Annotated in this window: 10 protein-coding genes; 4 read left to right on the plus strand and 6 right to left on the minus strand. The window is 37.3% G+C overall.

Translation table 11 applies throughout. The features are described 5' to 3' along the window. Positions 1–2246 (minus strand): DEAD/DEAH box helicase family protein (locus tag EQU50_RS07605; RefSeq protein ID WP_130154527.1); only part of this gene is annotated, 2246 nt, incomplete at its 3' end. 62 nt (positions 2247–2308) lie between these two features. Here EQU50_RS07605 and EQU50_RS07610 point away from each other — a divergent pair. Then, entirely contained in the window at positions 2309–2746 is a 438-nt protein-coding gene (locus EQU50_RS07610; RefSeq protein WP_130154528.1) for a hypothetical protein, read from the plus strand. Between the two features lie 102 nt (positions 2747–2848). On the opposite strand, the gene EQU50_RS07615 is transcribed toward EQU50_RS07610, so the two are convergent. The 3 genes from EQU50_RS07615 to EQU50_RS07625 all read right to left on the minus strand — a co-directional run bounded on the left by EQU50_RS07615 (position 2849) and on the right by EQU50_RS07625 (position 6558). Beyond that, a complete protein-coding gene (locus EQU50_RS07615; RefSeq protein WP_130154529.1) occupies positions 2849–5137 on the minus strand; it encodes a hypothetical protein in 2289 nt (762 codons plus the stop codon). Positions 5138–5225: 88 nt separating this feature from the next. Continuing rightward, positions 5226–5864, minus strand: a complete 639-nt coding sequence (locus EQU50_RS07620; protein ID WP_130154530.1) for a hypothetical protein — start codon at positions 5862–5864, stop codon at positions 5226–5228. A gap of 82 nt (positions 5865–5946) precedes the next feature. Beyond that, complete coding sequence (locus EQU50_RS07625) at positions 5947–6558, minus strand: hypothetical protein (protein WP_130154531.1); 612 nt, start codon at positions 6556–6558, stop codon at positions 5947–5949. A gap of 340 nt (positions 6559–6898) precedes the next feature. On the opposite strand from EQU50_RS07625, the gene EQU50_RS07630 reads away from it, so the two are divergent. Both EQU50_RS07630 and EQU50_RS07635 read left to right on the plus strand, forming a co-directional pair. Continuing rightward, positions 6899–8143, plus strand: coding sequence for a hypothetical protein (locus EQU50_RS07630; protein ID WP_130154532.1), 1245 nt, complete (start codon positions 6899–6901; stop codon positions 8141–8143). Positions 8144–8239: 96 nt separating this feature from the next. Beyond that, complete coding sequence (locus EQU50_RS07635) at positions 8240–8590, plus strand: hypothetical protein (protein WP_130154533.1); 351 nt, start codon at positions 8240–8242, stop codon at positions 8588–8590. 118 nt (positions 8591–8708) lie between these two features. On the opposite strand, the gene EQU50_RS07640 is transcribed toward EQU50_RS07635, so the two are convergent. Further along, on the minus strand, positions 8709–8957 hold the full coding sequence (locus tag EQU50_RS07640) for a hypothetical protein (protein ID WP_130154534.1): 249 nt from the start codon (positions 8955–8957) through the stop codon (positions 8709–8711). A gap of 120 nt (positions 8958–9077) precedes the next feature. Beyond that, positions 9078–9860 carry a hypothetical protein gene (locus tag EQU50_RS07645; RefSeq protein ID WP_130154535.1) on the minus strand — a complete coding sequence of 261 codons (783 nt, stop codon included), beginning with the start codon at positions 9858–9860 and terminating at the stop codon, positions 9078–9080. A gap of 26 nt (positions 9861–9886) precedes the next feature. Here EQU50_RS07645 and EQU50_RS07650 point away from each other — a divergent pair, with 26 nt between their 5' ends. Continuing rightward, positions 9887–11197 (plus strand): right-handed parallel beta-helix repeat-containing protein, encoded by a 1311-nt coding sequence (locus EQU50_RS07650; RefSeq protein WP_130154536.1) that lies wholly within the window; start codon positions 9887–9889, stop codon positions 11195–11197. Positions 11198–11689 lie beyond the last annotated feature (492 nt).

An 11689-nucleotide genomic window follows, 5' to 3' on the forward strand; every position in this document is an offset into this window, starting at 1 on the left:
TCTAAGGTTTGCCCACCAATATTATTAGCTGCATTCTTTGTCCAGGCTAACTTTTCGACTTTTAAATTTAAAAGTTTGGCTTCCCCATAAAGCATTAGAAGCAAAAAGCTTTTACCATATCCAGCTCCTGCGTCCACCTTGAATGATTTAAGACCAGATTCGACAACAGTGAATTCTCGCTTTTTGTGCTCATATGGAATTCCAACAAACTCATCTGGATGAAGTCCGTATAAATTTTTATTCTCTTCTTCGTGAATCTCACCGATTGCACACTCGCTTTTCGGCTTACATCCTTTTAGAACCCATTCTTTTCTTGGATTGATAACTTGTATAGAGTCAGTCTTATATCCCAAAATAATAGTGTTTTCATCGCATATCTCCTGTGTCATCTTATGGAGTAATATGTGTCCCATGCAAACTATGTGAGCTCTTAAAGGAACATGACCGGACATGATTGGTGTCGTTTTCGATCGATTCAAATGGAACAAGTCACTATATTGGTCTATGGTCAAATCTGGATACTCATTCAACATGGCCAAAGCAACATCCTCCGAATCCGTAACTGCGGTAAGACCAGTCTTGTTAACTCTTTTACCCCAAGCACCAACACCGGAATTGACTATTCTTTTTGCACCACCGGTACCGACCGCTATAGATTGTATGTTTTTAACCGCTTTCTTGAAGAATTTAGGAGGTAAAACCGAGCTACTCTTGTTAATCAAAGTTACATTCGTTCGGTCATAACCATTTTCGATGAGATATTTCACAAAGAAACTCGGATACCAACCCAGAACAAATTTCATGTGACCAAGCATTGCATCTTTTGATATATACGCCCAACCAATTGGAATGGTAGCATCCGCATCCAGACGTTCCACATGGTCATGAACTGAGAAAACAGGATATGGATCCAGATTGTTAAGTAAACATGACGTATAGCAACCGCGACGGTCGAATGTTCGCATATTAGGGGGAAGCTTTCCATTTTTCCATTCAGTGCCTTTGATCATACAAGCGTTGTAACCCCCGAATAAGTAAATTTGCAAAATATCATAGAATTCTTTTGAGTAATATGACTTAAATTCTATTATTTTTTTACCATTTGTATATGCCAGGAAGGAATCGAATATTTGGGCATATGTTTGATTGTTCCATTTGAATTCTGAGTATTTTGTCTGGGCAAACAAATCATCACATATAGACTTTCTTATATCATAATCTTGAGAAGCTATAAATACTTGGTTGGTTTTGGGGTGTCTGAACTTAATTGCTAAATTATTATGCGTGAGAATTGGGCAGGGAATCATATTAGTTGTCTGAATCACCTCGTTAATTACATGACTCAAACAATTTACATCAACGTACACAACTTTTTTTGTTGAGTTCAAACAATTTTGAACGGTGCAAAAATCAGCATCCTCAAACCCTTCTTTAAATGTCAACTCATTCATTTGAATTTTCTTTTGTGAACTGAGATATTTTTTCTGACTATCACCCAAGACATACAGATGTTCATTATTCATCAAACATGCAATGAAGACTCTGGTTGTCTTAGCGACATGATAACTAATTGTGTTTCCAAACGGATCAATTACATAAGCTGTTATATCGCTTTTTGTTGCAACCCATCGCATCATTGTATTTATGCTATACCCTTTGTCATTATTAATTACATTAAGTAATTCTGTAATGTCGCTATCTTCGTCCCGATCAACACAACTTTTAAGTTCTTCAACAAGTTGAGCACGAGTCATGTTTGTGTGTTTTTGCATAAAATACATGATGACATCCACTACACATTGACCTTCATTCATACTTACATCTTTGAACAAATCATATTCTTTAGCATTTGCGTCTCTATTCTTAATTTGCCGCAGGTCTCTTTTTTCAATCTTAAGAAAATGAATATTTGCATTTCGGGCAGCAGCGACATCCACTTGAACGTAATTCCGTTTTTGTTTATATAAGAAATCATCAATTGCTTTTAACTTTGCGTCATTCAGTCCTGTTGGCTCAGAGAATGTCATTTTTTTGTCATTTATCTTAAAAAATGAATATCCATTGTTGGTCGTTATAGCCTTAAAATCACCACTAACATTGTATTCACCTGCCGCTAATAAAGGGCCATTTGCTGCCATATGTTCATATTTAGTTAATTCTTTTTTCATAGCAGCCAAAGTGACACTGCTATCGAATACGAAACCATATCGGTCACGAAATATTTTGTTGAGCGATGCTTTTGTCACTCGTACCATACTCTTATACTTATGTCAATATAAAAATATTTCTTTAAAATAAATGCCACTAAATGATGAGGATTTCCTTTAGGAGAGTTTACCCTTTTACCCCGAACAAAAAGTTTTATCCTCAAGAAAAATGCCTTCAAATAGTTGAAATTTATTTTAAAGAAATATTTTTATTCATCAATATATATCTTTATATATCTTTTAAAATGAGCAAAATATGTTCTAAATGCGAAGAAGAAAAATCATTTGACAACTTTTACTTATCAAATGATTCATGGTCACCAATGTGTAAAGCTTGTTTCAGTTTATACTACAAAAGTAAATATGTACCATCATCAAATCAAAGAGGATTTAAAGCATTACCAGAAGAAACAAAAAATGAAATTAAATTTTTGATCGACCTTGGTATGCCGATATGCGCTATTGCTAAGAAAGTTGGAATTCCAAGACCCAAGTTAGCTGATTGGAAAAGACGAGGTACGTTACCTATAGGAGGATAAACCCTTTTTGTTCGGGGTAGAAGGGGTTTACCCCTTAAGTCCTACGACCTCCCAAACTTTTTCAAGAGAACTCCTCCTTAATGTCTTGGGGTAGAAGTGGGTTTACCCACTTCCATTTAAGAGTGCATCGCCTCTATCAGCTACATCAGTTATTGTGTCCATTATTTTTTTAACTCCTGGATGGAGTTCTTTTAGCACACGTTCTGCATCCTGCATAACGAAATTAGACAATTCTTTATTCCACAATCCGCTAGCATCTAACATCTGAAAGATAAACACTTGGCAGTTATTAGTAGCAGCGTCGTATTTGAATAATTTAGATCCATATTCATTTTTTGCGTTATTTAAAAACTCATTCAAAGAAATGTTTGCAGATAGTTCCAAAACATCATTATATTTTTTATGGTTGTTCTTTCGCATTTCAACAGTTTGATTTTTTTCTAGTCTTGCATCGTCTACTACGGAGGTTTCCTCCGCTCCTCCAGGCTTCGCACCATCTACAGAGTTTCCGTCGTCTGATGCCGTAGGCTGGGTATAAGGGCTTTTGCCCTTAAAATCCAATATCATGAATAAATGGAACAAGTCGTCATATGAATATTTGGCTTTCGCTTTGTCCCAGCCGCCGAACGATATAATGTTTAAGGCTTTATCAATTACAGAATTAATTGGTTCTCTAACAATTGTAACGTTGATTATTTTTTCCGTTCCGTGTTGATCACGCCAACGTCTGACTGAAGGCGGCCAATCCGTTCTAACACCTGTAAATACAGTTCTCAAAGTGTCAATTATTCCTGCGCCTTGCAAGTGCTGAAACGGTTCAATGTTCAATTTATTCTTCCATTTTTCGATATTTTTCTCGCTTTTCAAATGGTTGTCATAGAGCGTTATTTCTCTAAATGGGAAGCCATTAAATCTGTTAATAAGAAAATTGGTTGCAAAATATCCACAGTTGGTTGTATCAGCGCTTTGGTCAATGATTCGATTTTGTTTGAACTTAATTAATGAAGGGGATTTCATGTGTTGTCCAATCCACTTTGCATCTTCCATGAACTGTTCACTTGGTTCATTTGCAAATGAATCATAATATTCAAGACTAGGAGAACCTTTTTTTGGATTCCCACATCCGTAAATTGCTATCCAATGAGTACCGTGACTTCCTCTTTTGTCTGTATTCATTACAAATCCAAATGGTTTAGTTCGAGGTATCTTCAAATCTTTAACTTCATCGCTTGCAATCGTTCCCAAGAAATAGCGATGGGCTTTCATAATTTGATTTATATCAGTTTCAGACAATCCCTCCTTACCATTCATGGAAAGCGACCCATTTCCTTGTTGATCCCCAAGCAATTCCAAAGTTTGATCAATATTATCTAACGCGGAATCGACCAAACCACTTGTTGATAGCTCATCTTGAACCGTAGATTGGACCGTAGGCTGCAAATGAGCATCTTGTATAACTTGTTGTAGATGCTGTATTTCATTTTTTCTTCTTTGTGTTTCCTCTTCTTTTATTTGTCCCAAAGTAAGCACCAAACCTACTTCTTGCGCATCAGCAATCAAATCATCTTTTGTCGGTTTTGTAGAATAATGTTTTCCTGCTGCCTTAACTTTTTTCAATAGCTCATCAAATTTTCCTGTAGCTTTTTGCGCAGAAATTATGTTATTGTATCTTTGTTGAGAAGCATCTTCAATTTCTTTATTTACGTTTTCTAACTTCATTTCCGCCCCCATTGCAGCTACATCTTTTGTCACAGCTACTGTTTTTCCTTTGTGATGGATGTTCACTTTTTTGGGACTTGCTGCTGCGGCTGCTGAAACATTAGAAGTCCCACTTGCTCCAGGAGCAACATTATCATTTCTTTTTTGTGGGACTTTTGGACTTGCTCCAACTAACCTAGGTATTTGTGATGGGGCACTCGATGCTGGCAAACGTGGAAATGCACTCGAACTCGCTGCTGGAATTGCTGGCGCACTCGCTGCTGGTAGAGCTGCTCTTGCGTTTTGTATTTGCTGATTAATATTTCTTAATTCTTCCCGTGCAGCAGTTAAATCTTTTAACGCGAGGTTTCCAACTCCAGCTGCAAGTGTAACTACAACGGGGTTATTACCCCGCTCCCCAGACTTCTTTGTAGGAGTTGAAGGGCTTTTTTTGGTAAGGTTGCCCTTTTTTACTTTCTTTAGTATCAAGTGTTTTATTATCCACTTAATGAGTTCATTGTTTGAGATACCATCATCTTTTACTTTAATAGGTCTATCCAGCATTACATAACGTTTATTACCTTTCATAAAAATTAAAGATTTAGCTTCATCTTTTGTAAGTTTTCGCAGTAGGGTTCCCCTACGACCCGAATCCTTTGCATCCTTACCATTTTTTGCATCCTTATTATTCATCTTTTGGTGTATATATTGTACTTTAAAAAAAAAGGGATAAAAACCCCTTAATGGGCGGAAGCCCTGGGGTCGTAGGGGTTTACCCCTTCTATAGGTCCAGCAACTTCTTATTCATTTTATTTTTTTCAAAATCACCAAATATATTTGTAGGCAAGCCTACTACCTCTCTCGATGGTGCGAAGCCTGGAGGAGCGGAGGAAACCTCCGATGTAGGTTCTTTTGTAGGTTCTTGCGCTGGCGTTGCCTCGGTGATAGGCTTGCCTACAGTTTTTCTTTCTTTTTTTTCCCTAGCTCTTAAAGCCATTTGCTGGAAGGCCAGCTCCAACTTAAGTAGTCTTTCGGTAGTAGCTGACATCACTTTTTTCTTTTTGGGTTTTCTAGCAATTACAATTTCTTCTTCGGAGGAGGTTTCACTCTGGGGTTCCCACCCCTGGGGTTTCGGGGGTTCCCCCGTGGTAATAGGCTTGCCTAATTCTTTTTGAAGCTTAAGTTTATCAATTCTAGCTTGTCTTGCTTTAGCAAGATTAATCTTACTTGTTTCCTTCCGTTTATCACCAGTTGCAGGATCAATTTTACTTGGTCGTTTCTTTGAAGGGATTTTCCCTTCTACCCTGGGGCTTCGCCCAACTTTTAGTGGGACGTCTTGTGGGACTTCATTAGGGCTTTCAGGTTCTTCAACTTCTTCAAATTCACTTCCAACATCACTATCGCTATCACTTTCACTCATGGTATATTTATACAAATTATACAAATTATACAAAAAATAAATAATATAGGAGGATAAACCCTCCTACGACCTCCCAAGACATTTAGTGGGAGTTTTGGGGGGTCATAGGGGGGAGGTAAGCCCCCCTAAAGAGAATAATCGAAAACAATACATTTCTTCCGTTTAGATTAAGTTCGAAATTGTGTTCATCTGTAATGCTGAACGTATACGTGTTGCTTTGATTTGTTCTCAATTTTTTAGACCAATTAAGAACATCATTACATTGAAATGTTGCATTACTCAATGGCTGATTATTGTTATAGTAAACCGTTTCCAAAACGTCGTCAGAGCCGTTATCACAGATATCAGAATGAATAAGAATGTTTGTCTCAGGGACCATGCATATTACATTTGGAGATTCCAAGGAGTTGCTCGTGAATGCAAACGTTCCTTGTGTAAAACCCATCTGTTCGTACACGCTGTTTGTGTCAAAAATAAGAGATGGCTGGTTTGCATTTCCTGGAGGGAGGTTCCCATTACCAGTTACGGTAATTGTGAATTTTCCTGTGTTTGCTTGAACGTAACCATTCGGAAATGATATTTGATATACCCATGAGTGAAGACTGGCCGTTGTCATCGCACGAGAAAGAACCGTTGCAAACGTCAAAGCATTGTAATTGCCAGGTGGTATGGAAACACTTATGATGTCAGACATTTCCACAAGTGTTAGCTTGTTATGGCCATTTGGGACCACATAATATGATACTGGTATATTAGCTTGCATTAAACAAACACGATCAAACTTGGAATCTGGCGGAATAAATATTTTATATGTGAAATGACTCGCGGAACCTGTTAAGGCCTTTAAAGAGTTAATATAATAAATTCTGCTATTGAGCATTTTTTTTGTATATAAAAGGGAAATCCCTTTATTTTATTTTTTTTAAAAATAGATAAAAATAACCCTCTAGATATAAATGTCGATACCAAGCCAAATAAATTACACACCAGCCCAAAATTCGGCTAATCCAAAATATAGGTTCTTGAGAGTCCCATTGAATAACTTAACAGGAAACTCAACAACAATTACCGCAACATCAAGTCAAGTCCTTGAATTCAAACTTCCAACATCTGTTTATAACTTGTCAAGATCATTTTTGCAATACGAAGTTGATATTCCAGCAGGTGGTGCAGGAAACTTTAGTTGGATTAATGGTGACTGCCTAGAGATTGCAACGAACGCGTATTTCGGAACAGCTGGAGGTCTAGATCTTTGCAATCTTAACTTTGTAAATCGTTATACTAAAGTCGCTAGAAAATTCCGGACTAAACTTCAAGACTTCCTCGCAAACGACTCAACATCTCAACTCAAACCTTGCAACTCCGCGAATACAGCCAATTATCCACCGATTCTTGCGGCTCCACTTGCCTCTTGCCCCAGTTTTATAGCACCCAAGCTTCTCGACGACCCTAGTGGATCGAATGCAGCTGCCAGTTTCTATCGTCAATTTCCTCTTAGTGGGGTTGTTGACACGGTATTCGCACTCGATAAAGATTTGTTTTTCCCACAAGAAATGTATGCACGTTTTACACTCGGCCCTGCTAATCAATTCACTTTTATATCAGCCTCAGCTACGAATCCTGCAAGCACTCCTGCACCTGTTGCAGCTGCTGTTACAGTTCAACAAATCTATTTGTATCTTGCAGTAGAACAGAATCAACTCATTGTGGACTCTGTTATGAATAAGGTTCTAACTTCTGGTCTCAGAATGAACATCCCATATACAACCGCTTTTAGGAACTCAGCTGGGGCTGCTGGAGCGACTAACGTCACTATTCCATTGACTTCTCAATACGGAAAGAAACTCAAACGAATGATTTGGACAGTTTGGTCTCCAACAGAGCAAGCAAACACGGCCATGGATTGTAGTAACTATAACGGAGCTAAAATTACAACATATAATACTTACATCGATAATAGGCAACTTCAAGATCAACCTATAACAACTGCCGTAAGTGCGTTAGGATCTATTGGTAACTCAGACTGGCTTGAAAATCAACGCTTCTGTGCGGATAGCGCAGTTTTGAACAAAGAAGTTTATAGTTATTCATGGTTCCATGTCGATCAATTCTATGAACCTGTTGATAATGCTTTGGCAGATAATTTCGATGATGGTTTGGATATGAATGTTAACAGGCAGTGGCAACTACAAGCAAACGCAGCTGCTGCAGTTACTCATTATTGTTTTGCAACATTTGTTCGAGAAATCACAATTGGCGCTAATGGCGTTGTTTACTAGAAGGGAAACCCTTCAACCCTGTGGCTTCACCACAACTAAAAGTTGGATTCTTTTTATTTTTTGTAGGAAATATAAACCCATTAGTATATAAAAAAGATGTCTAGAAAAACAGTTGTCATTAATCAAAGTTTAGATGGGTCAAATACCTGGTCAGTCAATATGGCCCAGTTAGGAATTACATTCAACGCGAAAAAAGTCACCATCAAACAAATCATATATTGCAATATTGCTGGTGCTGATTCGGGAATATATCTCATCAGTAGCAGTTTAACAAGTGAGGTTATCGGAGCATTTTATATTGGTATAGATGGAGTTGTTTCACATCCTGAAACTATAATAAATCTATACAGCCTTCCTGGTAGTATTAGCTTTTCTGTAACACCAGCAAATGCTGCATTCGCAGGACCAACCGGTCAACTTTGCCTAACATTGGAATTTGAGGGGTAAAATCCCCTCCTACCCCTGGGGGTAAACCCCCAACTTTTAGTGAGAATTTACAAAAAAAACGAACGATATAATCGTGTATGGGCGAAGCCCTGGGTTTGGAAGGGTTTACCCTTTCTTTCTAAGCTTTGATAATTTTCTTTTTTTGAATACCCTTACCTCTCATACGTCGGCGTTTTCCTGCTCCAGTTAAAGCTTTAACAGCTAGAGGCAAACCGATATCAACAACTTTTGGTAGAACTTTGTCACCAACAAACGATCCAACACTTTTAATTCCACCCCATACGTCGTCCCAAAAACCATCACCATACATGACTGGTCCGGCAGCAACAATAGGTTTCTTACTCTTACTAACTTTTTTTCTTGGCATTGTATTATATGTGTTTTTTTTATTTTCGCTAATAAATTAATTAAGGAGGATTAAAACCCTCCTTCGACCTCCCAAGACGTTTAGTGGGAGTTTGGGGTTTACCCCCGGGGGTAGGAGGGGTCAAAACCCCTCAATGGATGTGTTAAAGTTTTTTCGTAATAAACCGTTTATGCAATCAACATATAAAAAGCAGAACTTTTCTTCAGTTGTCAATTCATATGCTTTTACAAAGTCATTAAAATCTATGCTCAAATCGGCGTCTCTGTGGATTTCTTGTAGTTTTTTGATTGAATGACCTTTAAACAAAATGATATAATCAAGCTGTTTCCGACTCTGTGGCGTCAGGTCGTTGAAATATTGGGATGATATGATGACTTTACATTTTAAATGCCTATTCTTCTTCAGTAACGTTGATACACTTCTCAACTCATTTGAATTATCATCGATAATGACTATCCATTCGGGTCCTAAGAACTTACTTTTTTTTTCTGTCGTTTCAGGTTCTTGTAGCAAAAGTAAATCCTTACCCTTACTTTCAGGTTCGTTTTCATTTTCGTCTAGCTGCTCTGAAGCAACCCATTCATCAAGTATGTTGGTTCCATTTTCATCCCATATAGAAGTATAGCCTTCGAACATAACACCGTGGTTTTTCAAATAATTTTGAATTGAAATCCAATTTTTATCTCTATGTAAAGTTGATACAAATGCTAGAATCTTCGTTTCACGTGTGATGCATTTTTTTAGTATGGTGAATATAACTGAGGTTTTGCCAGATTTTTTACGACTACATAAATATATATTACTATACACTTCTGGAAAGAGATCGCTTCCTTTTACTGGTCGTGTGTCTTTTTTTTCTAAGGGAGGTAACTCAACATTAATATCATTAATCTTTTTCAACATTTATATATACCTTTGGATAGATAAAAATGTCAATTGGTTACAGTACATTAACAAATTTGCTTTCCTTGGATAACATTGATTATCTGAATGCGAAAAGCATTACTACAACAGAATTATATTTACAAGGATCTCAAAAAGGAATTTTAACGGTATCAACAGAGCAGGTTGTAAGTCAAAAGCTTTCTGATGGTCAAATATTGATAGGAAGTTCTAACGCGGGTTACAACGCTGCTACATTAACTCAAGGATCGAACATATTAATTGCTAATGGTAGCGGATCTATATCCGTTGCAACAACAAGTGACCCAACATTTAACTCAGTTAAAACCGCTTCAACTTACATGGTTGACCCTTCAATGTCAGTTACAGCAATAAACACTGTAATTGCAAATACAAATTATTCATATATTTACTTTAAGCCCGGACAATACAACTTGGACAGTTATATCCTTGTTAAAAGAAGCAGTATTGTATTGGATGGCTCAAATGGGGCTACTTTGTATCTTTTAAATAATACCAATCAACCTTGTATATGGGTCGGGGAGACTAATCCGAGAACTTCATATTCTAATATCACAATAAAAGGGTTTTCAATAAATGGAAATAAAACAAATCAAACAACTGAGTTTTCTAGCGTAAATGCAACTGTTCCAAATAGTGGTATTTCTGCAATGAGGGTAACACAATTATATATTTCTGAATGCAATTTTGATTATTGCCGTTCTGCTGGTCTTACATTAGTAAATGCTGTATATAACTGTGTTATTTCAAATTGTTCATCAACTGCTAATTATTTTGATGCTTATACATTTTATGGTTGTAACAACTTAAAAATTACAGAATGTCATGCTTATGGTCATACAAATGGAGCTGGATTTTCGTTTGATAATTACAATCAAAACATAATAATAGCAAATTGTACATTAGGTACGAACAAAGAGTCTATTTTCGCAAGACATAGTTTTGACGTTATTGTATCAAATTGTTGTATGAATTACAATTATCAACAAGGCATATTTTTAGCTGGTTCTGGTGTAATTGGTGACGATAGAGGTAATGAAAGATGGACATTTAATAATAATACAATAAGCAATAACGGAGCACAAGGTATATGGTTGCAGTCTTGCAAAAAGTTTACAATAAATGGAAATACTATATGTAATAACGCTGGAATTGGTTGTGAATTTGGAAATGATACCCCTGGAAATGCTGACGGAACATGTTCAAACAGTGTTTTATCTTCAAATGTAATATATTCAACCATAAAATTTATGGTTTTCTCTCCCTCATTCACTCGCTCACGTACGCACTCACTCACTTACTCACTCTCACACTAAGACACTGACAGAGACTGAGTGAGTTAGTGAGTGAGTGGGTGAGAGAGTGAGTGAGCGAGAGTGATTGAGTGAGTGAGCGAATGAGTGAGTTAGTGAGTGAGTGAGCGAGTGAGTGAGTGAATGAGCGAGTGAGTGAGTGAGCGAGTGAGTGAGTGATTGAGCGAGTGAGTGAGCGAGTGAGTGGGTGAGGGCATACTCTCGCTCACTCACTCACTCACTCACTCACTCACTCTCTTTCTTTTTCTCTCTCTCTCTCTTTCTGGTCGCTGCCGCCACCGCCGCCCCTGTTAGCGTCCCTTTTTTTTTTTTAACGGTGGATCGTAGTTTTTCGTGTTTTTCTAAAAAGTTAAACTATTTTTTATGTCTCTTCGGATAAGTCTTGTCTTTAATGCCCAGGCTTCCATTGCCCCGAAAAGTTTGTTTTCCCTTAGAAAAAAGAACGGGCTGTTTTCAGTCACTGAATTTTTGTTGTGTTTTTGGTTTTTCTGGACA

Source organism: Candidatus Finniella inopinata (genome assembly GCF_004210305.1).
Taxonomy (GTDB): Bacteria; Pseudomonadota; Alphaproteobacteria; order Paracaedibacterales; family CAIULA01; genus Finniella; species Finniella inopinata_A.

Bases quoted from the DNA above. Each gene is read 5' to 3' on its own strand.
- EQU50_RS07610 (WP_130154528.1), top strand. From the start codon at position 2,309: ATGATGAGGATTTCCTTTAGGAGAGTTTACCCTTTTACCCCGAACAAA.
- EQU50_RS07615 (WP_130154529.1), bottom strand. From the start codon at position 5,137: ATGAATAATAAGGATGCAAAAAATGGTAAGGATGCAAAGGATTCGGGT.
- EQU50_RS07620 (WP_130154530.1), bottom strand. From the start codon at position 5,864: ATGAGTGAAAGTGATAGCGATAGTGATGTTGGAAGTGAATTTGAAGAA.
- EQU50_RS07625 (WP_130154531.1), bottom strand. From the start codon at position 6,558: ATGTCTGACATCATAAGTGTTTCCATACCACCTGGCAATTACAATGCT.
- EQU50_RS07635 (WP_130154533.1), top strand. From the start codon at position 8,240: ATGTCTAGAAAAACAGTTGTCATTAATCAAAGTTTAGATGGGTCAAAT.
- EQU50_RS07640 (WP_130154534.1), bottom strand. From the start codon at position 8,957: ATGCCAAGAAAAAAAGTTAGTAAGAGTAAGAAACCTATTGTTGCTGCC.
- EQU50_RS07645 (WP_130154535.1), bottom strand. From the start codon at position 9,860: ATGTTGAAAAAGATTAATGATATTAATGTTGAGTTACCTCCCTTAGAA.
- EQU50_RS07650 (WP_130154536.1), top strand. From the start codon at position 9,887: ATGTCAATTGGTTACAGTACATTAACAAATTTGCTTTCCTTGGATAAC.